This is a genomic window from Helicobacter pylori SA37A, assembly GCF_000476015.1.
Lineage (GTDB): Bacteria > Campylobacterota > Campylobacteria > Campylobacterales > Helicobacteraceae > Helicobacter > Helicobacter pylori_DB.
This window is the reverse complement of sequence record NZ_CBOO010000013.1, coordinates 1-25,782: the sequence shown is the minus strand read 5'-3', so window position 1 is coordinate 25,782 and position 25,782 is coordinate 1. Positions and strand designations below refer to the sequence as shown.

Sequence of the window (25,782 nt, the reverse complement as noted above, 5' to 3'; positions counted from 1 at the left end):
TCATTGATGAGCGTTTTGAAATTGCATGTAAAGGTCTTTCGTTTTGAAACCAACAAGGACTATAACCCTGCTTATGAGTCTTATTTTTTAGAATACCAAGAAGATCAATACCTTTTGGATCTTTTAAAACAACTCAAAGGCGTGAGCTATAATGAAAATATCGCGCTTAAAATCAACCAAATTGCGGTGTTTGAAGACGCTAAAGTGAGCGATTTGGTGGCGTTTTTTTCTAAAGAATGGGTGCTAGATCCCCTATCCAAACGATACGCTTTAAAAGACTTGATGATTGATGAAAAGGCGGTTTTAAAAAACTATGAAGATTTTTTCAAACAAGTCCCCTATATCACTAAAGGCGAAAAAGAAGAATTAGAAAAGTTTATTCAAATCAATTTTATCAACCCCCAAACAAACCCTAAATATCTGGGCGATGGCTTTTTCTTGTATGTTAAATGGCTGATGAAGCGCTACCCCACAGAGCGCAACCGGTTATTAGAGATGATCTCTCAGCCTGAAAGCGGCGTGATGAATTTTTTAAGCGTGGCGCATTATCTCTATAAAAACGATGACAATATTGACCATGAAATCTATGAATTGCAAGAAATCCTAACCAATTCCAAAATCAAGCCATGGAAAGATTTTTCTAAAAACCTTTTAAGCCTTTTTCAATACAACTCTAACCCCCCTAAAACGCCCAATCCCCCTAAAACTTGTGCGCTCTTTAACGCTTATGCGAAGCATTTAGACGCGCAAGCGCTTCTCAAAAGCGCTAAGCTCTATTTGGAAAAAATGGGGCAAAAAATCATTGATCTGCCTTTTTGTTATGATGGGGGCTATTATGGGAAGATTATCAGCACGCATGATTTTCTCACCGCTTCTGCGTATAATCTGGCTCTAGCCAAAGCCAATGGCGTTTCGCTCATTTTTTGCGAAGAAGATGCGTATTTGAATATCTTGCATGCTAAAGAAGTTTTAGACAACAACCCTGAAATCATCAACTCCGTCAATGAAAAATTGAAAAAATACCAACTCGTTTATGAAAAAGATATTGAGATAGCCTATCTTAATGAGTGGGTCAATGAATTTTTGGCATGGGAATTGAAAAGCCCTTTTGACGCGTTTTTAGGGGCTGAATTTTCTCGCATTAAACGAAGCGATCATTTTTTCAATAAAATCCATTTAAAAGCCCCCCATTTTTTAGAGTCTTTTCAAAATTACGCCCCCCTTTTAGAAGTCAATGAAACAAGCGGCTTACTCCAGTGCGCGCATTTACGCTATTTGGGGATTGATTTGGGGGCGGATTTTTTAATTACGCATTCTTTAGGGCTTTTTCACGCTTTTGAAAATTTAAGCTTAAAAGCTTCAAAAATTTACAAAAGAGATAATGACAACACCCCCACTTTATTACTGCCCCAAATCGCGCTGATGGCTATGGGGGAAAAAGATAAGCAAGCTCTAGGGCTTGATACGCATTATCATAAAGTTACTTTCATTTAAAATGAACGCTTTTTTAAAACTCGCTTTTGCTTCTTTCATGGGAGGGCTTTGGTATGCTTTCAATGGCGAAGGCTCTGAAATTGTCGCCATAGGGATTTTTTTATTGATTTTGTTTGTCTTTTTCATCCGCCCTGTGAGTTTCCAAGACCCAGAAAAACGAGAAGAATACATAGAACGGCTTAAAAAAAACCATGAGAGGAAAATGATCTTACAAGACAAGCAAAAAGAAGAGCAAATGCGTCTTTATCAAGCCAAAAAAGAGCGAGAGAGCAGGCAAAAACAAGACCTTAAAGAACAGATGAAAAAATACTCATAAAGGAAAAAAATGGAAATCATTTTATTGATTATCGCAGCGGTTGTGTTGTTTTATTTTTACAACACCCTCAAAGAATATTTGAAAAACCCCCTAAACCCTAAAACCAAAACCGAAGAATACGACTTGAAAAATGACCCCTATTTGTTAGCGCAATCTAGCCCCCTAGACAAATTCAAGCAAACCCAAACGGGCGCGTATATGCGTCTTTTAAAATTTTTAGACATTCAAAAAAACGCTTTGGATAACGCCTTAAGGACGCTTTTTATCCATGAATTAGAGCAGCCCTTAAACAGCGAACAGCAAAATTTAGCCAAAGAGCTTCTCAATGAGCCTGTGGATCAAAAAGAAAGTTTTGAATCCTTATGCCAAGAAATCGCCGATCACACGCATGGGGAATACACCAAACGCCTGAAATTAGTGGAATTTCTTATGTTATTGGCCTATGCTGATGGGATACTAGATAGCAAAGAAAAAGAATTGTTTTTAGATGTGGGGGCGTTTTTGCAGATAGACAATCACGATTTTAACGAGCTTTATGACAATTTTGAACGCTTCAATGCAATAGAAATCCCTATGTCTTTAGAAGAAGCAAAAAGTCTTTTTGAAATCCAAACCCACACCACCAAGCAAGATTTAGAAAAAAAAGCCCTGGATTTAAGCGTCCCCTATTACCATAAAATGAATGACAACAAACGCTACAGCGAGCAAGACTTTATCTCGTTGAAAAAAATCGCCCTCGCTTCCCAACTTTTAGAAAATGATTTAAAAGACTCATAGGGGTGTGATGAAAAAGGCTATTACATGCCCTTTTTAAAAGCCTTAGCATCTTTTGATGCGCCCTTTTTAGAAAAAGAAATTTCAAAGCGTTTTAGGGATAATTTAGTTTTTTTCAAATCTTATAATCCCCATCTTTTTAACGCTCTCAATACGCCTTTTAAAAATTACCAATTGCTTTTTGAAAAAAACCACTTCAATCTCTTACACACGCCAACAAACGCTTTAAGCTACCCTAAAAATCAAATGATAAAAATCGCTTTTAACATGGCTAAAAGCCCCCTGAATAATCCCAGATACTCATTAGACAATAACCACCTCTCTTTACATTATTTAAAAACTCAAAACAACCCCAAACTCCCCCTAACCCTTAAGGCCACGCATGCGATCTCAAACTTTTTAAATAATCATCAAACGCCTTGCTCTTTAGAGAAATTCTTACCCCCTACCATGATTTATGGCGTCTTAGACGGCTTGTTTTTAGCGATTTTACAGGCTCAAAATTACCGCTTCCATTCGCTTTATTTGTTTGAAGAAAATTTAGATTTGTTTAAAATCAGTTGTTATTTTGCGCGTTATGAAGATTTGATTACAAAAGGGGCTAAACTCTTTATTCAAGGGTTTTTTAACCCTAATGAATTGAAAATGGATTTTTTGAAACGCCCTGTTACACATTCTTTTTTAAAATTAGAAATCATGCCCTATAAAAGCGCTTTCAATTTGCGCATGCGAGAAAACATTCAAAGCTATTACAAACAAGCCTTAAGGGGTTGGGGGAGTTTTGAAGATGAATTACTGGGATTAAAAAACACGCTCAAAAACTTACCCTTATACCAAACCCTAAAAACCAAACCTAAAAAGATTAACGCCCCTATTTGCGTGGTGGGTAATGGGCCAAGCTTAGATTTATTGCTAGATTTTTTAAAAGAAAATGAAGATCATTTCATTATTTTTTCATGCGGAACCGCTTTAAAGCCTTTAAAAACGCATGGCGTTAAAGTGGATTTTCAAATAGAAGTGGAGCGCATAGACTATCTTAAGGAGGTTTTAGAAAACGCCCCCCTAGAAGACACCCCCTTAATGGGGGCTAACATGCTCAATCCTAACGCTTTTAATTTAGCTAAAGAAGCGTTGATGTTTATGCGTGGGGGGAGCGCTTGCGCGTATATAAGCCCTTTAAGCATAGAATACGCAGCGCCTTTTGTGGGCAATGCCGGGGTGGCTTTAGCGGGTTTGATGAGCGATGAAATCTATTTGTGCGCTTTAGATTGCGCTTATATCAAAGGGTTTAAAAAGCACGCTAAAAATTCCTATTATGGAGACGAAAAAGAGATTGAAACCTCATCTTTAATCAGCATAGAGGGCAATGTTGAAGGTTATGAAACTTTTAGCGACTCGCTTTTTTTGCTCTCTAAAGAAAGGATTGAAGAAGCCCTTCATTATTACCAGCCTAAAAAAGTCTATAATTTAAGCTATGGGGCGAAAATCAGGCATGCTGTTAGTCTCAATCGCTCTCAAGTGAAATTGAAACAAACCAACAAACAAGACGCTACCGCTCGCATTAAAAGCATGTTTAATCCCCCCAATAACCATGCTAAAGATTTAAACAATTTACAAAAAAATCTGATGAGTTTTAAAGAGGATTTTTTCACGCATTTAAACACGCCTTGTAAAACCAAGCAAGAAATATTTGAATGGGTGGATAATTTGAGTGGGTTTTGCCAAACAGCCAGCGCTAAAACCCCCACTATAGGCATTTTATTTGAAGGGAGTATCGCTCATATTTTACAAAGCGTCTTAATCGTTTCATTGCATCTTAACGAAAATGAGCTGACGCGTTTTATCAAATTCTCTCAAAACACCTTAAAACAATTCCTTAAAAAAGCTTGTTTGTTATTGCAAAGGCAGCTCAAACAACCATGATTTTTATTTTTACACTATAATAACAACCTTAAATCAAAGAGGTGTGCATGCCATACAATGAAATCACAAGGGTTCAAGTCCCTGCCTTAATGCATTTAGCCGAGTTGGGCTATGATTTTATTCCCACTAATTCTAAAGAAAATAAGCCCAACCTAGACACCGCCACCAATATTCTAACCGATAGCTTCACTCAAGCCTTTGAGCGATTAAACCCTAACCCCACTAAAAACACACAAGAAACGCTGACTGAAATAAAAAAACGCTTGAATTACGATGATTTAGGCAAAAGATTTTATGAATACTTGCTCAAAAGCGAGAATCAAATCATAGACTTTGATAACCCTAACAACAATCTTTATGAAATGATGGCTGAATTACCCTACAAATCCTTTAGGCCTGACATCACCCTTTTTATCAACGGCTTGCCTTTGGTGAATATAGAAGTTAAGCAGCCTTACGCCAAAAAAGGCATTAAAGAAGAAAGAGATCGCCATATCCAACGCTATGAAAACCCCGAAAACAAAATTTTTTATAACCTCGCGCAAATCTGGCTCTTTAGCGATAACTTGCCCTATGATGAAAACAACCCCGATCAAGGCGCGTTTTATAGCACTTCTTATTCGCCCATTTTCCAACGCTTTGTTGAAGCTCATAAGCTAGATATTACCCCCCCCCCCCCGAAAATGATCAAAATGATCAAAATGATCAAAGTCATCAAAACCATCGATCGCTTGAAGAAATCCAAAAATGCGTCTTAAAAGAATTTAACCTTAAGGATACCGACTACCAAGAAAGCCCCAAAGAAACCCCTACAAACTCCCTTTTAACTTCGTTTTGCTCTCACAAAAGGCTTTGCTTTATCCTAAAATACGGCATCAGTTTCTTAAAAGAAAAATCAGAGTTTAAAAAACACATTTGGCGTTACGCGCAGATGTTTGCGAGCTTGAACATTTTAAAAGAATTGCAAAAGCATTATGAAACGAACCCAAAAGATCCCCTAAAAGGCATCATCTGGCACACGCAAGGCAGCGGTAAAACCGCCTTAACCTACCATTTAACCAAACTCATCAGAGACTTTTTTAGCCAATCCAGCCTAAACAAAAAGACTAAATTTTATTTTATTGTGGACAGGTTGGATTTATTGGAGCAAGCCAAAAGCGAGTTTTCAAAAAGAGGCCTTTGTGTGCATGAGGCAGAAAATAAAGAGGATTTGAGCCAAAAATTAAAAAACTCTAGCGTTTTTGAAGGCTCTCAAGGGAATGATGAAATCATCGTTGTGAATATCCAAAAATTCAAAGCCCCCAATGAAGAAAAAGCCCCCAATGAAGACCCTTCTAGCGCTCCTAAAGAAATTATTTCTAAAACAGAATTACAAGAAGCGACAAAAGATAACCATGATTTACAAAGGGTGTTTATCATAGATGAAGCCCACAGGAGCTATGACCCTAAAGGTTACTTTTACGCTAATTTGATAGAATGCGACAAAACAGCGCTAAAAATCGCCCTCACAGGCACGCCCCTATTAGAAGACAACGCGCAAGATAAAGCCACTAAAAAAACTTTTGGCAACTACTTGCACACCTATTCTTGTGCAGAATCCATTAGCGACAGACACACCCTAAAACTCCAATTAGAAATCATTGAAAAGAGCTACAAAGAAAAACTACAAGAAATCTATCGCCTTTTACAAGAAAGCATCACTATTGAAGACATAGAGGTTAAAAAAGAATTTATTTTTAATCATGAAATATACATTAAAGAAATGCTCTTTTATATCATCAGAGATTTATTGAATTTCAGGCGTGTAAATAATGATGAAAATTTAAAGGCTATGGTGGTTTGTTTTTCAAGCGCCCAAGCTAGGTTAGCTAATTTATTTTTTAATGAAGTCCAAGAAAAAGTCTTACAAGAAAACCCTAACCTAAGGATTTTAAAAAAACTCCAATCCAGCCTGATTTTGCATGACGAACAAGAAGTCAAAGAAAAGATTCATTCTTTCAAACATGAAGATACGGACATAGTCTTTGTGTTTAACATGCTTTTAACCGGCTTTGATTTACCCAATCTCAAACGCCTTTATATCCACAGAGAATTAAAAGATCACAATTTGCTCCAAGCCCTAGCCAGAGTGAATCGCCCTTATAACAACATGTCTTTTGGCTACCTTATAGATTTTGTAGGCATTAAAGAAAATTATGACAAAACGACTGATGATTATTTGAAAGAGTTAAACCAATTCAATCAAAGCGATTCTAATATCAAAGATAATCTCAAAGACATGTTTGCGGATCGTGAAACTTTAGAAAAAGACATTAAAAACGCTTATGATGATCTTTTTAATTACCCCATTGATGATATAGAGGACATGACTAGCACCATTGTTAGTATCAGCGAAATGAACGAGCTTTTAAAAGTCTCACACGCCATTAACACGCTTAAAGAGTGCTACAATTTAATCCGCACTTCTAGCGATGAAAAAATCCTTTCATTAAAAGAAAAAATGGATATTGAAAAGATCAGCAAAATCTCTTCAATGCTTAATAAAAAAGCCAAACAACTCCATGCGTTAAAAAATATCAATGAGCCTAAAAACCCAAACGATTTAATGATTTTAGAAGACCTCATCGCTCTTTTGGACTTTAAAATAGAATTTAAAGAAAGCAAAGAATTACGCTTCAAAGAAAAAGAAGAAATTAGTGCTAAATACAAGCAAGCTAAAGAGATGTTAGAAAAAATCCCGGACAAACAAGATAAAGAAATCCAAAAGTTTTACAAAGACTTTTCAAAACTACTCCAAACGCCCGCAACAAGCCAGAATTTTGAGGAAATTTCTCATTCCTATGATGCGATCATTTCACAACTCAAACAACACAAAGAACAGACCACCAACCTATTAAATAAATACAATAATGATCGAGCTTATGTGATCACGCATAAACGCCTTCATGATCGCCTCATGGAAGAAAACATTTCTAAGGGAATTTTCACGCTTTTAAGCGCGCTCAAAAAAGCTCTTGATGCGCGTATTTCTAAGCGTCAAGAAATCTTAAACGAAGAAACCACCCTAAAAAATGCCATAAAAGCAGAATTAAGGGACGCTTTCAACAAAAACCCCTCCTTAAAAGATTTGGAAAAAGAAAAAGAATTTATTACTCAAACCCTTTTTAACGAACTCACGCAAAACCACCATCAAGGAATTTTGAATGCCTAATAACGCCTTATTGCAAATCAAACAAGACACCCTAAGCCTCATTGATGATTTAAAAGTCATTTGCACGAGTTTTGGTTTAGGGAACGACGGCAACGAATACAAGATCATCACGCAATGCTTTTTGTATAAATTCTTATGCGATAAGTTTGAATTCTTTTTTGAACAAGAATTCCCCAACAAAACCATACAAGATTACAAAGATTTTAAAAAGGAAGAAAAAGAAGATTTTTTCCTTACCTTAAGCGATAAACAACTCCCCAAACTCGCCTATGATGATCTTTTAAGCTATCTTTTTGAAAAACATTTTAACGATAACGATTTACACCTAAAACTAGATGCTATTTTTAACAACATTTCTAGCAATAACGCCAAGCTTTTTGACACCCAAAGCACGGATAAAACCACTATCGCCCTATTTGAAAGCATTTCACAACACGTTAACAAAGAGTCTAAAAGGGCTAATTTCACAAAAGCTTTACTAGACAAACTCAAAAATTTTAATTTCAAAAACGCTTTTTTAAACTTGCAAAACCAACAAGGCTATGATTTTTTCGCCCCCATTTTTGAATACTTACTCAAAGATTACAATAACAACAGCGGAGGGACATACGCCGAATACTACACCCCTTTAAGCATCGCTAGCATCATTGCCAAGCTTTTAATCAATGAGCCGACCCAAAGCGTCAAAATCTATGACCCAAGCGCTGGCACAGGAACGCTTTTAATGGCACTAGCCCACCAAATAGGCACCGATTCTTGCACCCTCTATGCCCAAGACATTTCGCAAAAATCCTTAAGAATGCTCAAACTCAACTTGATTTTAAACGACTTGACCCACTCTTTAAAAAACGCCATTGAGGGAAACACTTTAACCAACCCCTACCATTCTAAAGAATGTCATGGGAAAATGGATTACATCGTGAGTAACCCCCCTTTCAAGCTGGATTTTTCCAACGAGCATGCCGAGATTTCGCAAAACAAAAACGATTTTTTCTTAGGCGTGCCTAATATCCCCAAAAACGATAAAAGCAAAATGCCCATTTACACGCTCTTTTTCCAGCATTGCCTAAACATGCTTAGTAATAAGGGTAAGGGGGCTATTATCGTGCCAACCGGATTCATCAGTGCTAAAAGCGGGGTAGAAAATAAGATTGTCCGGCATTTAGTGGATGGAAGGCTCGTTTATGGGGTGATTTGCATGCCCAGTCAGGTTTTTGCCAACACCGGCACTAACGTGAGCATCATCTTTTTTCAAAAAACGCCAAGTGCAAAGGAAGTGATTTTGATTGACGCTTCCAAACTCGGCGAAGAATACACCGAAAACAAAAACAAAAAAACGCGCTTAAGACCAAGCGATATGGATTTGATTTTAGAAACCTTTCAAAATAAAACCCAAAAAGCGGATTTTTGCGCTCTGGTTTCTTTTGATGAAATCATAGAAAAAAACTATTCTCTAAACCCTGGGCAGTATTTCACTATAGAAGACACGAGCGAAACAATCAGCCAAGCGGAGTTTGAAAACTTGATGCAACAATATTCAAGCGAACTAGCGAGCCTTTTTGATGAAAGCCAAAACTTGCAACAAGAAATTTTAGAAACTTTAAAAGGGGTTAGGTTTGAGTGAGCATGTCAAATTAAGTGAAGTATGCGAAATTCTAAATAGCAATGTAGATAAAAAAACAAAAGAAAACGAACAAAAAGTTAAACTCTGTAATTTTACAGATGTATATAATAATTGGGCGATAACAAAATATACAAGTAAAAAATTTATGAAAGCAACCGCCACACAAAACGAAATTAATAAATTTTCATTAAAAAAAGGTTATGTTGCTATTACAAAGGATAGCGAAACAAAAGATGATATAGGCATTTCTACTTATATTGCAGATAATTTTGATAATGTGTTACTAGGTTATCATTGCACTTTGCTTAAACCTAATCAAAAGGTTTTAAATGGAAAATTTTTAAATGCTTATTTAAGTTCTTTTTATGGCAGAAAATATTTTTCTAATTGCGCAAGTGGAAGCGGTCAAAGATACACACTAACTATTGATACTATTAAGGATCTAAATATACCTTTAATTAACATAGAAACACAACAAAAAATCGCCCGCACGCTTTCTGTTTTAGATCAAAAAATAGAGAACAACCACAAAATCAATGAGCTTTTACACAAAATCCTAAAACTTCTTTATGAGCAATACTTCGTCCGTTTTGATTTTTTAGATGAAAACAACAAACCCTACCAAACTAGTGGCGGGAAAATGAAATTTTCTAAAGAATTAAACCGCCTTATCCCTAACGATTTTGAAGTTAAAACGCTAGGGGAACTAGTGGATATTTTCAGCGGTTATTCTTTTCAATCAAATACATACAGCAACAATAAAAATGATTATATTTTAATCACAAACAAAAATGTTCAACATTCATTAGTTGATTTAAGTATTACAACTAACCTTTTATTTTTACCGAAAAAACTCCCTAAATATTGCCTATTAGAGCCAACAAATATTTTAATCACATTAACAGGACATATTGGACGCTGTGCCTTAGTGTTTTCAAAAAATTGTATTTTAAATCAGCGCGTCGGCGTAGTTTTACCAAAAGAAAAAGAGCTAAACCCCTTTTATTATTCTTTGATAAGAAATCCCCTATTCTCAGCCATACTACAGAGAAACGCTATAGGCTCATCTCAACAAAATTTAAGCCCTATTGATACCTTAAAAATTCAAATCCCTTTCAACCATAAAATAATCAAGCAATACTCAAAAAAATGCGAAAATATCATTAAATTACTTGTATCCAACATGCAAGCAACCCAAACCCTAACCGCACTCAGGGACTTCCTGCTCCCCCTACTCTTAAAACAACAAGTCAAACCTGAATGAAAAATTTTAGAACAAAACTTTTTTAAGGGGTAGAGATAAAAACCCTTTAGTTACAAGAAAGAGAAGTTTTGTCATCAAAAGAAATTTTTTAAAGAAAAAGAAGTTTCAAAAAATTAAAAGTTTGAGTCAAATCCGCTAGTAAGATTTGACCCTAGCGCTCTTGCGCTAGAGCCAAAATTTTAGTATAATGGCATTGCGGACACCATTAAAACTATGATTACTAATCTCATGTTAGGTTATCTCCTTTTCTGAGGTAACCGCCCACTGTTACCCCCAACCCTAACACACTCCAAATACCGCAACCAAAGAGAAAACCAAGAGATTACTACTTGCGTCCGTTTATTATAGAAACAATCAACCCAAAAAACGCTAAAAAAAATTTTAAGCGATCTTTTAGGGTTAAATGAAGTTTTATTCAAAAAATGAAGTTTTACAAAAAAGAGTTTTTAAACAACAACTAAGCAAACTCGCGCTACAATCTCCCTTTTTGATTGCGGAGTATGGCGCAGCCTGATTAGCGCGCACCCTTGGGGTGGGTGAGGTCGTGGGTTTGAATCCCGCTACTCCGACCATGACTTTAAAAAAACTTCAATCAATATCATTTCATTATATAATCACACTAAACAAAATCAATTTTTAAACATGATGATTGAAAGGATTTCTATTGGATCGTTTCTTTAACCGAGAGCTTTCATGGTTAGCTTTTAACACAAGGGTTTTGAATGAAGCTAAAGATGAGAGCCTGCCTTTATTAGAGCGTTTGAAGTTTTTAGCCATTTATGACACGAATTTAGATGAATTTTACATGATAAGAGTGGCCGGGCTTAAACAACTTTATGAGCATAAAATCGCCTCTAAAGGCATTGATGGTGCAAGCCCTGAAGAGCAATTAGAAAAAATCAAGCGTTATTTAGCGCATGAAATTGAAGAAAGGGAATTAGAATTTCAAAAAATCCAAGCCCTACTCTTTAAAAAAGGGCTTTGCATCACCCCTTATAACAAGCTGAATTTAGAGCAAAAAGCCAAAGCTAAAACTTATTTTAAAGAGCAACTTTATGCGTTAGTCTTGCCTTTTAAGTTGGATTCTTCGCACACTTTCCCGCCTTTAGCGAATTTGACTTTCGCGCTTTTTGCCCGCATTAAAGACAAAGAAACCCAAAACATCTCCCATGCGCTCATCAAACTCCCCTCTTTTATCTTCCGTTTTGTGGAGCTAGAAAAAGGCTTGTTTGTGTTGGCTGAAGAAATCGTAGAAGCGCATTTAGAAGAATTGTTTTTAGAGCATGAAATTTTAGATTGCATGGCGTTTAGGGTAACTTGCGATGCGGATATTGCCATCACTGAAGATGAAGCGCATGATTATGCGGATTTGATGAGTAAAAGTTTAAGGAAACGAAACCAAGGCGAAATCGTGCGCTTGCAAACCCAAAGCGGGAGCCAAGAGCTTTTAAACACCCTTTTAGCCTCTTTAAGGAGTTTTCAGACCCACTCTTACAAAAAGCACAAACTCACCGGCATGCATATTTATAAAAGTGCGATCATGCTTAATTTAGGGGATTTGTGGGAATTAGTCAATCATAGCGATTTTAAAGCCCTTAAATCGCCCAATTTCACGCCTAAAATCCACCCTCATTTCAATGAAAACGATCTCTTTAAATCCATAGAAAAACAAGACTTGTTGTTATTCCACCCTTATGAGAGTTTTGAGCCTGTGATTGATTTGATAGAGCAAGCTGCTAGCGATCCAACCACGCTTTCTATCAAAATGACGCTTTATCGTGTGGGCAGGCATTCTCCCATTGTCAAAGCCTTGATTGAAGCGGCGAGCAAGATCCAAGTGAGCGTTTTAGTGGAATTGAAAGCACGCTTTGATGAAGAGAGTAATTTGCACTGGGCAAAAGCACTAGAAAGGGCGGGTGCGTTAGTCGTTTATGGCGTTTCTAAACTCAAAGTGCATGCCAAAATGCTTGTGATCACTAAAAAAACAGACAACCAATTACGCCATTTCACCCATTTAAGCACGGGCAATTACAACCCTTTGAGCGCTAAAATCTATACCGATGTGAGTTTTTTTAGCGCTAAAAATGAAATCGCTAACGACATTATCAAGCTTTTCCATTCCTTGCTCACGAGCAGCGCGACTAATAGCGCATTAGAAACGCTTTTTATGGCGCCCAAACAGATCAAGCCTAAAATCATTGAACTCATTCAAAATGAAATGAATCACCAACAAGAAGGCTATATCATTTTAAAAGCCAACGCCCTAGTGGATAGCGAAATCATTGAATGGCTCTATCAAGCCTCTCAAAAAGGGGTTAAAATTGATCTCATTATTAGGGGGATTTGCTGTTTAAAGCCCCAAGTCAAGGGCTTGAGCGAAAATATCAGGGTGTATTCTATCGTGGGGAAATATTTAGAACATGCACGCATTTATTATTTTAAACATGAAAATATTTATTTTTCTAGCGCGGATTTAATGCCCAGGAATTTAGAAAGGCGCGTGGAATTGCTCATTCCCGCCACAAACCCAAAGATCGCTAATAAATTGTTGCATATTTTAGAAATCCAATTAAAAGACACCTTAAAACGCTACGAGTTAAATTCTAAAGGCCGTTACACTAAAGTTTCAAACCCTAACGATCCTTTAAATTCGCAGGATTATTTTGAAAAACAAGCCCTTAAAACCTTTTAAAGGTTATCGTTCAAATCATAAAAGATAAGGATTTAAATGCTTTATTCATTAGTAAAAAAATATCTTTTTAGCCTAGACGCTGAAGACGCGCATGAAAAAGTTTGCAAGATTTTAAGAATGCTTTCTTCATCTCCCTTTTTGTGCAATTTGATTGATTCTCAATGGGGTTATAAAAACCCAAAGCTTGAAAATGAAATTTTAGGCTTAAACTTCCCTAACCCTTTGGGCTTGGCCGCCGGCTTTGATAAAAACGCTTCCATGCTCAGGGCGTTAATTGCTTTTGGGTTTGGCTATTTAGAAGCAGGCACTCTCACCAATGAAGCGCAAATGGGGAATGAAAGACCAAGGCTTTTCAGGCACATTGAAGAAGAGTCCTTACAAAATGCGATGGGGTTTAATAATTACGGGGCGATTTTAGGGGTTAGATCGTTTAAGCGCTTCGCCCCTTATAAAACCCCTATTGGCATCAATTTAGGCAAAAACAAACACATAGAGCAAGCGCATGCCCTAGAAGATTACAAGGCGGTTTTAAAACAATGTTTAGATATTGGCGATTATTACACTTTCAACCTTTCTTCGCCCAACACCCCTAATTTAAGGGATTTACAAAACAAGGCGTTTGTGCATGAGCTTTTTTGCATGGCTAAAGAAATGACCCATAAGCCTTTATTTTTAAAAATCGCCCCGGATTTAGAAACAGATGACATGCTAGAAATCGTCAATAGTGCTATTGGAGCCGGAGCGCATGGGATTATTGCGACTAACACCACGATTGATAAAAGCCTGGTGTTTGCCCCTAAAGAAATGGGGGGCTTGAGCGGGAAATGCCTGACTAAAAAAAGCCGTGAAATCTTTAAAGAATTGGCTAAAGCTTTTTTTAATCAAAGCGTTCTTGTTTCTGTGGGGGGGATTAGCGATGCTAAAGAAGCTTATGAAAGGATTAAAATGGGAGCGAGTCTGTTACAAATTTATAGCGCTTTTATTTACAATGGGCCAAATTTATGCCAAAATATTCTTAAAGATTTGGTAAAATTACTCCAAAAAGATGGATTTTTGAGCGTTAAAGAGGCTATAGGAGCGGATTTAAGATGAAATATTTTTCTGTTAAAAGACTTTTAAGGCTTAGTTCTGTCTTGTTAGTCACTTTAGGAGCGAGCATGCACGCGCAATCTTACTTACCCAAACATGAGAGCGTTACCTTAAAAAACGGGTTGCAAGTCGTAAGCGTCCCCCTAGAAAATAAAACCGGGGTTATAGAAGTGGATGTGCTTTATAAAGTCGGCTCTAGAAACGAAGTCATGGGCAAGAGCGGGATCGCTCACATGTTAGAGCATTTGAATTTTAAAAGCACCAAAAACCTTAAAGCCGGCGAATTTGATAAAATCGTTAAGCGTTTTGGGGGCGTGAGTAACGCTTCCACGAGCTTTGATATTACGCGCTATTTCATTAAAACCAGTCAAGCTAACTTGGATAAATCTTTAGAATTGTTCGCTGAAACCATGGGTTCTTTGAATTTAAAAGAAGATGAGTTTTTGCCTGAGCGTCAAGTGGTCGCTGAAGAAAGGCGATGGCGCACTGATAATTCCCCTATCGGCATGCTTTATTTCCGCTTTTTTAACACCGCTTATGTCTATCACCCCTACCATTGGACGCCCATTGGTTTTATGGACGATATTCAAAACTGGACTTTAAAAGACATTAAAAAATTCCATTCGCTCTATTATCAGCCTAAAAACGCTATCGTTTTGGTGGTAGGCGATGTCAATTCCCAAAAGGTTTTTGAATTGAGTAAAAAGCATTTTGAATCCTTAAAAAACCTTGATGAAAAAGCTATCCCCACCCCTTACATGAAAGAGCCTAAGCAAGATGGAGCCAGAACGGCAGTCGTGCATAAAGATGGGGTTCATTTAGAGTGGGTAGCGTTAGGGTATAAAGTGCCTGCTTTCAAGCATAAAGATCAAGTCGCCTTGGATGCGTTAAGCAGGCTTTTAGGCGAAGGTAAAAGCTCGTGGTTACAAAGCGAATTAGTGGATAAAAAACGCCTGGCTTCTCAAGTCTTCTCGCACAACATGCAATTACAAGATGAAAGCGTGTTTTTATTCATTGCGGGGGGTAATCCTAATGTCAAAGCCGAAGCCTTACAAAAAGAAATCGTAGCACTTTTAGAAAAGCTGAAAAAAGGCGAAATCACTCAAGCGGAGTTAGACAAGCTCAAAATCAATCAAAAAGCTGACTTTATTTCTAATTTAGAAAGTTCTAGCGATGTGGCGGGGCTTTTTGCGGACTATTTAGTGCAAAACGATATTCAAGGCTTGACGGATTATCAGCAACAATTTTTGGATTTAAAAGTGAGCGATTTGGTGCGTGTGGCTAATGAATATTTTAAAGACACCCAATCAACCACCGTGTTTTTGAAACCTTAAAAGAGCCTTATAACATGCAATTTCATTCATCTAGTGCGTTAATTACGCCTTTTAAAAAAGATTTGAGCGTTGATGAGGCCGCTTATGAAACTTTGATCAAGCGCCAAATTTTTCAGGGCATGGACGCATGCGTGCCTGTTGGCACGACAGGGGAATCCGCCACGCTCACCCACAAAGAGCACATGCGTTGCATTGAAATCGCCATAGAGACTTGCAAAAACACTAAAACGCCCTCCAATTCACGCATGAAAGTGTTAGCCGGCGTGGGCAGTAACGCCACGAGCGAGTCCCTTTCTTTGGCAAAGTTCGCTCAAAAAATCGGCGCAGATGCGATTTTATGCGTAAGTCCGTATTATAACCGCCCCACCCAACAAGGCTTGTTTGAACATTATAAAACTATCGCTCAATCGGTAGAAATCCCTGTCATGCTTTATGATGTGCCAAGCCGAACGGGCGTGTCTATTGAAGTTCCAACCGCCCTCAAACTCTTTAGAGAAGTCCCTAACATTCAAGCCATTAAAGAAGCGTCTGGCTCTTTGAAAAGGGTAACAGAATTGCATTATCATGAAAAAGATTTTAAAATTTTTAGTGGGGAAGATTCGCTCAACCACTCTATCATGTTTTCAGGGGGGTGCGGCGTGGTTTCAGTGACCGGTAATTTAATGCCCAATCTGATTTCACAAATGGTCAATTGCACGCTCAAACAAAAATACCAACAAGCCCTAGAAATCCAAAATAAGCTTTTTCATTTGCACCAAGCCCTTTTTGTAGAAACGAATCCCATCCCTATTAAAATGGCTATGCATTTAGCCGGCTTGATTGAAAACCCAAGTTACAGACTGCCTTTAGTGGCCCCAAGCAAAGAAACGATCAAACTTTTAGAAAAAACCCTACAACAATATGAGGTAATTGCATGAATGGTTCCAATCACATGAAAAATAAAACCCTAGTGATCAGCGGCGCGACTAGAGGGATTGGCAAGGCGATATTGTATCGCTTCGCTCAAAGCGGCGTGAATATCGCTTTCACTTACAATAAAAATGTTGAAGAAGCCAACAAAATCATAGAAGATGTGGAGCAAAAATATTCCATTAAAGCCAAAGCTTACTCTCTTAATGTTTTAGAGCCTGAGCAATACACGGATCTTTTTAAGCAAATTGACGCTGATTTTGACAGAGTGGATTTTTTTATTTCTAACGCGATTATTTATGGGCGCTCTGTCGTGGGGGGATTTGCGCCGTTTATGCGGTTAAAACCTAAGGGGTTAAACAACATTTACACAGCCACCGTGTTAGCGTTTGTGGTGGGGGCTCAAGAAGCGGCAAAACGCATGCAAAAAATAGGCGGCGGAGCGATCGTGAGCTTAAGCTCTACCGGGAATTTGGTCTATATGCCTAATTACGCTGGGCATGGCAATTCCAAAAACGCCGTAGAAACCATGGTCAAATACGCTGCCGTGGATTTAGGCGAATTTAACATTAGAGTGAATGCGGTTAGCGGCGGGCCTATTGATACGGACGCTTTGAAAGCCTTCCCTGATTATGTGGAGATTAAAGAAAAAGTAGAAGAGCAATCGCCCCTAAAACGCATGGGCAATCCTAACGATCTAGCCGGAGCGGCTTATTTTTTATGCGATGAAACCCAAAGCGGTTGGCTTACAGGGCAAACGATCGTTGTAGATGGCGGGACTACTTTTAAATAAAGATATTTTTTTGAAAAACATTATCCACATCCACCAAAACAAAGAGTTGCAATTCATTAAAAAATGCTTGTTGTGCTATTTTTTCGCCCCTTTGTGTGGGGCTGTTTTGTTGGTGCTTTTTCTTGTTTCAAGCGGGGCGAAATCGTTTCAAATTTCTAATCTCTTCAATAATCAATTGGCTTATATCGTGTTGTTATTGTCTCTTTTTTTGTGCGCGCTTGGGTTTATTGCCGGAGCGATTGGTTTTTACAGGCTTTCTAAAATCACACGCCATCTGAGTTTTTTTGAAAATTTTGCTTTCAGTTTTTTGGCGGTGATTTTATGCGCTCTTTTAAGCTATCTTGTCCCTAACGCCAGTAACGCCCTTTCACTAATCGGTAATGGTGTTTCTATTTTTTATTTGCACAAACTCTATAGAGAATTGAGCCTTTACACACAAGAAAGATTTTTTTTAAGCGGGTTTAGGTTATTGCTTTTTAGTTTCATGCTGGCTCTTTTAGGGGTTTTAGCGCAAGCGTTAGTTATCATCTTTTTAACGATCGCTGTGATTTTAATGTGTGTGGCGCTTGGCTTTTTGGGGCGCGCGTTTTTGAATTTTTCACAAGTCTTTTTGAAAGCATGAAAGTTTTAAAACTCCTGCCTAATTTTTTAACGATTTTACGCATTGTCTTATCCTTGTTTTTATTATTTTTATTGTTAAACACGCGCACTTATTTTAGTTTTTTAACCCTCTTTCACATTAACATGATCTCTTCATTGGTTTTTTTGTTTGCCGCGCTCACGGATTTATTGGACGGCTACATCGCTAGAAGCTATAAAGCCAAATCGCGCTTTGGGGAAATTTTTGATCCTTTAGCGGATAAAATCCTTATTTTGAGCGCGTTTTTAGGGTTAGTCCATTTGGATCGTGTGAATGCATGGATCCCGTTTGTGATTTTAGGGCGTGAATTTTTTATTTCAGGGCTTAGAGTCTTAGCCGCTAATGAAAAAAAGGATATTCCTGTCAATGCGTTAGGCAAGTATAAAACCGTGTCTCAAGTCGTGGCGATTGGCGCTTTATTAGCCAATTTAACTTACTCCTATGCGCTTGTGGCTATAGCAGTTTTTTTAACCCTTTATTCGGGGATAGATTACACGATTAAATATTATAAATCTTAATGTTTTAGAAGAAGTTTTTAGCGTTTTTTAAAAAAACCTTAAAACTCTTAAAAAGCTATCGCTTGATCAATCTCTTTTACTATTTAATCTTTAAAAAATGCTTTTGATCGTTTTTTTTAAATTTTATTTTCAATATTCAATTAAAAAAAATCATTTTATTTTATTTTTGTTATAATTCAAGCTATTTTTATTTTCAATCTAAGGAGGTGTCGCATGGACAATCAAAAGATAACGCATCAAAATATCACGCAAAAACAAGGCGAGCTTAAAAGAGACATGAAAATGCGCCATCTCTTAATGATTGCATTTGGGGGAGCGATTGGCACAGGGCTTTTTGTAGGCACTGGAGGTAATATTGCGAGCGCTGGCCCTTTAGGGACCTTGATCGCTTATGGTTTTGGAGGGCTTGTGGTTTATTGCATCATGCTCTCTTTAGGCGAATTGGCTAGCATTTATCCCACTACGGGCAGTTTTGGGGATTATGCGGCTAAATTCATAGGCCCTGGCACAGGCTATATGGTTTTTTGGATGTATTGGCTTGGCTGGGTGATCACGGTGGCACTAGAATACATCGCTATAGGCATGCTCATGCAACGCTGGTTTGCGGATATTCCTATCCATTATTGGGTTATTTTATGCATTGCGTTAGTTTTTTTATTGAACTTTTTTTCGGTTAAAATTTTTGCCGAGGGCGAGTTTTTCTTTAGCCTGATTAAAGTTTTAGCGGTGATCGCTTTTATAGGGATTGGTGTAATTGGGATCCTCTATCAAATCTATTCGCATGGGTTTAGTTCTATTTTTAACAATTTCCATTTTGGCGATAAGGGGTTTTTCCCTAACGGAAGTGCGGCGGTTTTTAGCGCGATGCTCGCTGTCATTTTTGCTTTCACTGGCACAGAGGTGATTGGGGTGGCTGTAGGGGAGACTAAAAACGCTAGCGAAGTGATGCCCAAAGCGATCAAAGCGACTTTGTGGCGGATTGTCTTTTTCTTTTTAGGCTCTGTGTTTGTCATTTCTGTTTTTTTACCCATGAATGATTCCTCTATCACGCAAAGCCCTTTTGTGAGCGTTTTAGAACGCATCAACTTGCCCTTTATTGGCATGGGTATCCCTTATGTGGCTGATATAATGAACGCTGTTATCATTACGGCGATGTTTTCTACCGCTAATTCAGGGCTTTATGGAGCGAGCCGCATGATTTATGGGCTGTCCAAACAAAAGATGTTTTTTAAGGTTTTTTCCAAACTCAACCGACAAGGCACGCCCACTTATGCGATGCTTTTTTCCCTTTCTTTTTCCCTTATAGGGCTTTTAGTCCAAATTTATGCCAAAGAAAATGTCGTGGAAGCTTTGATTAATGTGATCAGTTTCACGGTGATTATTGTGTGGGTTAGCGTGTCCATTTCGCAATATTCTTTCCGCAAGCAATACTTAAAAGCTGGGCATTCTTTAGAGGATTTGCCTTATAAAGCCCCTTTCCTGCCCTTTTTGCAACTCATAGGGATCACTGGGTGTGTCATCGGCGTGATTGGTTCGGCTATGGATAAGGATCAACGCATTGGGATGATTTTGACGATTGTTTTTGCTGTTGTGTGTTACATTGGATACTATTTTACACAAAAAGCTAATGAAAATAACAAAAAAGATTTGATATAATCTTTTTTTAATTTTGAAGTTTAGCACATTTTAAGGAAGTAACCATGATGAAAAAAACTTTTTTTGTCTCTTTGGCTTTAGCGTTAAGCTTGAATGCGGGCAATATCCAAATCCAAAGCATGCCCAAAGTGAAAGAGCGCATAAGCGTCCCCTCTAAAGACGATACGATCTATTCTTACCACGATTCTATTAAGGATTCTATTAAAGCGGTGGTGAATATCTCTACTGAAAAGAAGATTAAAAACAACTTTATAGGTGGCGGTATGTTTAATGACCCCTTTTTCCAACAATTTTTTGGGGATTTGGGCGGAATGATCCCTAAAGAAAGAATGGAAAGGGCTTTAGGTAGCGGCGTAATCATTTCTAAAGATGGCTATATTGTTACTAATAACCATGTGATTGATGGTGCAGATAAGATTAAAGTGACCATTCCAGGGATCAATAAAGAATATTCCGCTACTTTAGTAGGCACCGATTCTGAAAGCGATTTAGCGGTGATTCGCATCACTAAAGACAACTTGCCCACGATCAAATTCTCTGATTCTAATGATATTTCAGTGGGCGATTTGGTTTTTGCGATTGGTAACCCTTTTGGCGTGGGTGAAAGCGTTACGCAAGGCATTGTTTCAGCGCTCAATAAAAGCGGGATTGGCATCAACAGCTATGAGAATTTCATTCAAACAGACGCTTCCATCAATCCTGGAAATTCCGGCGGTGCTTTAATTGATAGCCGTGGAGGGTTAGTGGGGATTAATACCGCTATTATCTCTAAAACTGGGGGCAACCACGGCATTGGCTTTGCCATCCCTTCTAACATGGTTAAAGATATTGTAACCCAACTCATCAAAACCGGTAAGATTGAAAGAGGTTACTTGGGCGTGGGCTTGCAAGATTTGAGCGGCGATTTGCAAAATTCTTATGACAATAAAGAAGGAGCGGTGGTCATTAGCGTAGAAAAAGACTCTCCGGCTAAAAAAGCAGGGATTTTGGTGTGGGATTTGATCACTGAAGTCAATGGGAAAAAGGTTAAAAACACGAATGAGTTAAGAAATCTAATCGGCTCCATGCTACCCAATCAAAGAGTAACCTTAAAAGTCATTAGAGACAAAAAAGAACGCACCTTCACTCTCACTCTAGCCGAAAGGAAAAACCCTAACAAAAAAGAAACCATTTCTGCTCAAAACGGCGCGCAAGGTCAATTGAACGGGCTTCAAGTAGAAGATTTAACCCAAAAAACCAAAAGGTCTATGCGTTTGAGCGATGATGTTCAAGGGGTTTTAGTCTCTCAAGTGAATGAAAATTCCCCAGCGGAGCAAGCTGGCTTTAGGCAAGGCAACATCATCACAAAAATTGAAGAGATTGAAGTGAAAAGCGTTGCGGATTTTAACCATGCTTTAGAAAAGTATAAAGGCAAACCCAAACGATTCTTAGTTTTAGACTTGAATCAAGGTTATAGGATCATTTTGGTGAAATGATAGAGATGGGTCGTTAGTCGCATGTCTTTGATTAGAGTGAATGGGGAAGCTTTTAAACTCTCTTTAGAAAGTTTAGAAGAAGATCCTTTTGAAACTAAAGAAACGCTAGAAACGCTTATCAAACAAACGAGCGTTGTTTTATTGGCCGCTGGGGAGTCTAAGCGTTTTTCTCAAACCATCAAAAAACAATGGTTACGCTCTAATCATACCCCCTTATGGCTCAGCGTTTATGAGAGCTTTAAAGAAGCCCTAGACTTTAAAGAAATCATTCTGGTTGTAAGCGGATTGGATTATATTTACATCCAACGCCATTACCCTGAAATCAAGCTTGTAAAAGGCGGGGCATCAAGGCAAGAATCCGTGCGTAACGCTTTAAAAGTAATTAATAGTGCTTACACGCTCACCAGTGATGTGGCTAGGGGTTTAGCCAATATGGAAGCACTTAAAAGCTTGTTTTTGACCCTCCAACAAACAAGCCATTATTGCATCGCTCCTTACTTGCCTTGCTATGACACAGCGATCTATTATAACGAGGCTTTAGATAGAGAAGCGATCAAACTCATTCAAACCCCGCAATTAAGCCACACCAAAACGCTCCAATCAGCCCTAAATCAAGGGGATTTTAAAGATGAAAGCAGCGCGATTTTGCAAGCTTTCCCTGATCGTGTGAGTTATATTGAAGGCAGTAAAAATTTGCACAAGCTCACCACGAGCGATGATTTGAAGCATTTCGCGTTCTTTTTCAACCCAGCAAAAGACACTTTTATAGGCATGGGCTTTGATACGCATGCGTTTGTTAAAAATAAGCCTATGGTTTTAGGGGGGGTTGTTTTGGATTGCGAGTTTGGGTTAAAGGCTCACAGCGATGGCGATGCTTTGTTGCATGCAGTTATTGATGCGATTTTAGGAGCGATTAAAGGGGGGGATATTGGCGAATGGTTCCCTGATAATGATCCCAAATACAAAAACGCCTCCTCTAAAGAGCTTTTAAAAATCGTGTTGGATTTTTCTCAAAGCATTGGGTTTGAATTGTTTGAAATGGGGGCGACCATCTTTAGCGAAATCCCTAAAATCACTCCTTACAAACCGGCGATTTTAGAGAATTTGAGCCAACTTTTGGGTTTAGAAAAATCTCAAATCAGCTTGAAAGCCACCACAATGGAAAAAATGGGATTCATTGGCAAACAAGAAGGGCTGTTAGTCCAAGCGCATGTGAGCATGCGTTATAAACAAAAACTTTAAATGCGATAAAAGGAAGAATGGATGAAAATCTTAATCATTGAAGACGATTTAGCGCTAGCCAGGAGTATTTCGCATAATTTGCATGATTTAGGGCATTTTTGCGAGATCATCTCTAGCATTTCAGAAGAAAATAAAGAGCCTTATGATGTGATTTTAGTTTCTTCTAAAGTTTGCACTCAAGGGCGTTGCGAACATTTTGTGCGTTATAATTCCAAGCAAATCATTATCATGATGGCTTCGCATGTCAATGAAGATGGGGTGAATAAACCCATTCAAGCGGGAGCGAGAGATTATATTCTAAAGCCTTTTAAAATGGATGAATTGTTGCGTAAGATCCAATACCACAAAGCCTACCAAGAAATGACCGCTCGCTTGGGATTTTATGAAAATTACTTAGACTTTATCCATGCGGAATTGCCCTTGCCTAAAGATTTTTCCTATAGGCCGCCCTTTATTATTCACACGCCCTCTCAAGAGCTTGCGAACGCTTATTTATTGCAATACGCTAAAGAAAGGCAAATGGATTTTTCTTTTTTCTCTTTAAAGGATACCACTTGGAAAGATCTATACAAGAATAAAGACAAACTAGAACGCCCTTTTTACATCATGCATTTAGAAGAGCTTAAAAAAGATGAGCAATTGAAATTGTTAGAATTGGCCCGTTCATGCCCTATTGTTTTGTCCTATACCCATAAAGAACCCCTAGAATTTCCTAAAATTGTGAGCATTGAATGCGGCAATAGACCCCTATCTTTGTTCAGCGATAACACGACTTTCCTTTCCATTCAAGAGTATGAAAAAGAAGCGATCAGGCATTTTTCTTCTACTTGCACCGATACAGAATTAGCCAACAAGCTTGGCATTAGCCGCAAAAGCCTTTGGGAAAAACGCCGGAAATATAACTTACCGCGCAAATAACAAAAAAATCCTTAAGCCCTGTTTTTTGTGGGGCGTTGATCATAAAATGTAAAAATGCCAAAAGCATTTTTGCAATCAAAAGAGCTAAAGCAAGCGATAATCTCTCAAAATTTAGCGTATTGAATGAGAATAGAGTTAATTATTATTAAAATAGGCTCTATTTGTAAAAAGTGTTGATTTTTAATAGTTATTTTGCTAAAATATTCTGATTTAAATAAGGACTTTTAAATGCCTAGCAATGCAAATGAATTAGAGATTATCAAACAGCTCTTTAATAATCTAACAGAAGCCAATAAAAAAGCCTTTTTAAAAACGATTAAAAATAAAAATAAGGAAAATCTTAAAACACCCATTCAAAAAGAAATCAAAGAATGCCCACATTGCAAATCCACTTCGTTTGTAAAAAATGGTAAAAAAGACAACAGACAAAGATTTTCATGCAAAGCTTGCTCTAAAACTTTCACTTATACCAACAACACCATTCTTTTTAGCACTAAAAAAGACATTAAGGTATGGAAAAAATTCATTCATTGCATGGTAGAAAAATATTCGCTTAAAAAAACAGCTCAAATTTGTAATATTGATGTAACAACCGCATTCTATTGGCGGCACAAGATTTTAGATACCTTGCAGAATATACAAAATGGAGTGAAACTTGATGGCATAGTGGAAGCTGATGAGACTTACTTCCCCCTTTCTTTTAAGGGACATCATAGAGATTTTAAATTGCCACGCTTATCTAAAAAAAGAGGTACACAAGCGGCTAAGCGTGGTTTATCTAAAGAACAAGTTTGTGTAACAAGTGGGGTGAATTTAAATGGTAAATCTATCGCTAAAGTTTCTAATTTAGGAAAGCCTAAGATTAAGGATTTAGAGAAAGTTTTAACTAATAAAGTTTCTAAAGGAAGCATTTTTGTAACCGATAGCTTTAAAGCCTACTTGAAACTAGCCAATGATATGGAGCTGAGCCATATCAGAATACCCAAGAAAAGATATAAGCTAGGCTCTTTTAACATTCAAACCATCAATAGTTATCACAGCCATTTAAAAGATATGATCAAGCATAAGTTTAAGGGTGTAGCCACTAAATATTTAGATAACTATCTTGTCTATCATAACTTTGTGAATTTTGCTAAAGAAAGCTATAAAGAAATAATATTGCTTGAACATATACAAAATAGCGAGTGTGTGAGCAAAAGTTTAGAGATTTCCCATAGATCCGCTATTCCACTATTAGCGGTTTAAGGGGGAATGATGACACTTTATGATTTTTCACAACTAGATAAAGAACAAACAAAAATCTATAATGATTTTTTACTCAAACTAAGCTCCGCTGATTCGCCTTTAAACCAACAAGGAAGTGAAAATGATTTAGCCCATATTTTTGAAAATGAACTTAACGCTCTTTTAAGGGGGTTAAGTTTTACTAGCTCAAACTATGAAAATTTTAGGCATGAAAACAATAATGCCTATGGTCGCACTGATTTTCAATATGGCAACACTATCATTGAATACAAGAAATACAACCGCTTAAAAAATGAAAAAGAAACTCATAAAGCATCAGAACAAGTAAAAAACTATCTAAAAGATGAACGATTTAATGGCTTCAAAATGTTTGGGTTTTTGTTTGATGGGGCTAGCGTTCACGCTTATATTAAAGAAACAAACAATGAAATTACCTACAAAGAAGAATATAGTGGGAGTCTTAACGCTAGAAATCTAGATTTTTTTATTAAAAGCCTTTTTAATAGCGGTTTAGTCAATATTAGTCCTACAAATTTTAAAAAAGATTTTGGGATAATTGATACTGACAACAAGCTTTTAGACAATCATGAGATAAGAGATTTGGCTAAATTCTTTTTCAATACCTTAAAAGATGAAAAGAAATTGAATGCAAGAAGTTTGCTTTT

20 protein-coding genes, 1 tRNA gene and 1 pseudogene are annotated in these 25,782 nt (G+C 37.5%); all 22 read left to right on the top strand.

Annotated elements, in window-relative coordinates; translation table 11 throughout:
* Positions 1-6: 6 nt before the first annotated feature.
* Positions 7-1,494 (top strand): DUF5644 domain-containing protein, encoded by a 1,488-nt coding sequence (locus QT76_RS06610; RefSeq protein WP_033617098.1) that lies wholly within the window; start codon positions 7-9, stop codon positions 1,492-1,494.
* A 1-nt stretch (position 1,495) separates the two neighbouring features.
* Positions 1,496-1,810: a hypothetical protein gene (locus tag QT76_RS06605; RefSeq protein WP_001879120.1), complete on the top strand. Its 315-nt coding sequence runs from the start codon at positions 1,496-1,498 to the stop codon at positions 1,808-1,810.
* 9 nt (positions 1,811-1,819) lie between these two features.
* A complete protein-coding gene (locus tag QT76_RS06600; RefSeq protein WP_033617097.1) occupies positions 1,820-2,587 on the top strand; it encodes a TerB family tellurite resistance protein in 768 nt (255 codons plus the stop codon).
* 24 nt (positions 2,588-2,611) lie between these two features.
* Complete coding sequence (locus QT76_RS06595) at positions 2,612-4,507, top strand: motility associated factor glycosyltransferase family protein (RefSeq protein WP_033617096.1); 1,896 nt, start codon at positions 2,612-2,614, stop codon at positions 4,505-4,507.
* A gap of 47 nt (positions 4,508-4,554) precedes the next feature.
* A complete protein-coding gene (locus QT76_RS08555; protein ID WP_229303928.1) occupies positions 4,555-5,265 on the top strand; it encodes a type I restriction endonuclease in 711 nt (236 codons plus the stop codon).
* A gap of 173 nt (positions 5,266-5,438) precedes the next feature.
* Entirely contained in the window at positions 5,439-7,718 is a 2,280-nt protein-coding gene (locus QT76_RS06590) for a DEAD/DEAH box helicase family protein (RefSeq protein WP_229306572.1), read from the top strand.
* Positions 7,711-9,342 (top strand): N-6 DNA methylase, encoded by a 1,632-nt coding sequence (locus QT76_RS06585; RefSeq protein WP_033617095.1) that lies wholly within the window; start codon positions 7,711-7,713, stop codon positions 9,340-9,342. The genes QT76_RS06590 and QT76_RS06585 overlap by 8 nt, the downstream gene beginning before the upstream one ends.
* Positions 9,335-10,606, top strand: coding sequence for a restriction endonuclease subunit S (locus tag QT76_RS06580; protein WP_033617094.1), 1,272 nt, complete (start codon positions 9,335-9,337; stop codon positions 10,604-10,606). The genes QT76_RS06585 and QT76_RS06580 overlap by 8 nt, the downstream gene beginning before the upstream one ends.
* Before the next feature lie 494 nt (positions 10,607-11,100).
* Positions 11,101-11,178 (top strand) — tRNA-Pro (locus tag QT76_RS06575).
* 92 nt (positions 11,179-11,270) lie between these two features.
* A complete protein-coding gene (locus tag QT76_RS06570; protein ID WP_033617093.1) occupies positions 11,271-13,298 on the top strand; it encodes an RNA degradosome polyphosphate kinase in 2,028 nt (675 codons plus the stop codon).
* Between the two features lie 36 nt (positions 13,299-13,334).
* Complete coding sequence (locus tag QT76_RS06565; RefSeq protein WP_033617092.1) at positions 13,335-14,390, top strand: quinone-dependent dihydroorotate dehydrogenase; 1,056 nt, start codon at positions 13,335-13,337, stop codon at positions 14,388-14,390.
* Positions 14,387-15,721, top strand: coding sequence for a zinc protease PqqE (pqqE, locus tag QT76_RS06560; protein ID WP_033617091.1), 1,335 nt, complete (start codon positions 14,387-14,389; stop codon positions 15,719-15,721). The genes QT76_RS06565 and pqqE overlap by 4 nt, the downstream gene beginning before the upstream one ends.
* Positions 15,722-15,735: 14 nt before the next feature.
* Positions 15,736-16,638, top strand: a complete 903-nt coding sequence (dapA, locus tag QT76_RS06555) for a 4-hydroxy-tetrahydrodipicolinate synthase (RefSeq protein ID WP_033617090.1) — start codon at positions 15,736-15,738, stop codon at positions 16,636-16,638.
* Positions 16,635-17,423, top strand: coding sequence for an enoyl-ACP reductase (locus tag QT76_RS06550; protein ID WP_001014515.1), 789 nt, complete (start codon positions 16,635-16,637; stop codon positions 17,421-17,423). The genes dapA and QT76_RS06550 overlap by 4 nt, the downstream gene beginning before the upstream one ends.
* A gap of 10 nt (positions 17,424-17,433) precedes the next feature.
* Entirely contained in the window at positions 17,434-18,045 is a 612-nt protein-coding gene (locus QT76_RS06545) for a hypothetical protein (RefSeq protein ID WP_033617108.1), read from the top strand.
* Positions 18,042-18,581: a CDP-diacylglycerol--glycerol-3-phosphate 3-phosphatidyltransferase gene (gene pgsA / locus QT76_RS06540; RefSeq protein ID WP_033617089.1), complete on the top strand. Its 540-nt coding sequence runs from the start codon at positions 18,042-18,044 to the stop codon at positions 18,579-18,581. The genes QT76_RS06545 and pgsA overlap by 4 nt, the downstream gene beginning before the upstream one ends.
* Before the next feature lie 213 nt (positions 18,582-18,794).
* Entirely contained in the window at positions 18,795-20,237 is a 1,443-nt protein-coding gene (locus tag QT76_RS06535) for an amino acid permease (RefSeq protein WP_033617088.1), read from the top strand.
* A gap of 44 nt (positions 20,238-20,281) precedes the next feature.
* A complete protein-coding gene (locus tag QT76_RS06530) occupies positions 20,282-21,712 on the top strand; it encodes a Do family serine endopeptidase (protein WP_033617087.1) in 1,431 nt (476 codons plus the stop codon).
* A 21-nt stretch (positions 21,713-21,733) separates the two neighbouring features.
* Positions 21,734-22,954 carry a bifunctional 2-C-methyl-D-erythritol 4-phosphate cytidylyltransferase/2-C-methyl-D-erythritol 2,4-cyclodiphosphate synthase gene (locus QT76_RS06525; RefSeq protein ID WP_033617086.1) on the top strand — a complete coding sequence of 407 codons (1,221 nt, stop codon included), beginning with the start codon at positions 21,734-21,736 and terminating at the stop codon, positions 22,952-22,954.
* A gap of 21 nt (positions 22,955-22,975) precedes the next feature.
* The gene (locus tag QT76_RS06520; protein WP_000697535.1) at positions 22,976-23,872 is read left to right on the top strand and encodes an OriC activity response regulator; all 897 of its coding nucleotides are present in this window, start codon (positions 22,976-22,978) and stop codon (positions 23,870-23,872) included.
* Between the two features lie 228 nt (positions 23,873-24,100).
* Positions 24,101-25,117, top strand: coding sequence for an IS1595-like element ISHp1 family transposase (locus QT76_RS06515; protein WP_033600270.1), 1,017 nt, complete (start codon positions 24,101-24,103; stop codon positions 25,115-25,117).
* A 9-nt stretch (positions 25,118-25,126) separates the two neighbouring features.
* Positions 25,127-25,782, top strand: a pseudogene (locus tag QT76_RS08110) (Eco57I restriction-modification methylase domain-containing protein); the annotation flags it as partial.

Coding starts and splice junctions, on each gene's coding strand:
- QT76_RS06535 (WP_033617088.1), top strand. CDS start 18,795: ATGGACAATCAAAAGATAACGCATCAAAATATCACGCAAAAACAAGGC.
- QT76_RS06590 (WP_229306572.1), top strand. CDS start 5,439: ATGTTTGCGAGCTTGAACATTTTAAAAGAATTGCAAAAGCATTATGAA.
- QT76_RS06550 (WP_001014515.1), top strand. CDS start 16,635: ATGAATGGTTCCAATCACATGAAAAATAAAACCCTAGTGATCAGCGGC.
- QT76_RS06565 (WP_033617092.1), top strand. CDS start 13,335: ATGCTTTATTCATTAGTAAAAAAATATCTTTTTAGCCTAGACGCTGAA.
- pqqE (WP_033617091.1), top strand. CDS start 14,387: ATGAAATATTTTTCTGTTAAAAGACTTTTAAGGCTTAGTTCTGTCTTG.
- QT76_RS06520 (WP_000697535.1), top strand. CDS start 22,976: ATGAAAATCTTAATCATTGAAGACGATTTAGCGCTAGCCAGGAGTATT.
- QT76_RS06610 (WP_033617098.1), top strand. CDS start 7: ATGAGCGTTTTGAAATTGCATGTAAAGGTCTTTCGTTTTGAAACCAAC.
- QT76_RS06515 (WP_033600270.1), top strand. CDS start 24,101: ATGCCTAGCAATGCAAATGAATTAGAGATTATCAAACAGCTCTTTAAT.
- QT76_RS06600 (WP_033617097.1), top strand. CDS start 1,820: ATGGAAATCATTTTATTGATTATCGCAGCGGTTGTGTTGTTTTATTTT.
- QT76_RS06585 (WP_033617095.1), top strand. CDS start 7,711: ATGCCTAATAACGCCTTATTGCAAATCAAACAAGACACCCTAAGCCTC.
- QT76_RS06605 (WP_001879120.1), top strand. CDS start 1,496: ATGAACGCTTTTTTAAAACTCGCTTTTGCTTCTTTCATGGGAGGGCTT.
- QT76_RS06525 (WP_033617086.1), top strand. CDS start 21,734: ATGTCTTTGATTAGAGTGAATGGGGAAGCTTTTAAACTCTCTTTAGAA.
- pgsA (WP_033617089.1), top strand. CDS start 18,042: ATGAAAGTTTTAAAACTCCTGCCTAATTTTTTAACGATTTTACGCATT.
- QT76_RS06530 (WP_033617087.1), top strand. CDS start 20,282: ATGATGAAAAAAACTTTTTTTGTCTCTTTGGCTTTAGCGTTAAGCTTG.
- QT76_RS08555 (WP_229303928.1), top strand. CDS start 4,555: ATGCCATACAATGAAATCACAAGGGTTCAAGTCCCTGCCTTAATGCAT.
- dapA (WP_033617090.1), top strand. CDS start 15,736: ATGCAATTTCATTCATCTAGTGCGTTAATTACGCCTTTTAAAAAAGAT.
- QT76_RS06595 (WP_033617096.1), top strand. CDS start 2,612: ATGCCCTTTTTAAAAGCCTTAGCATCTTTTGATGCGCCCTTTTTAGAA.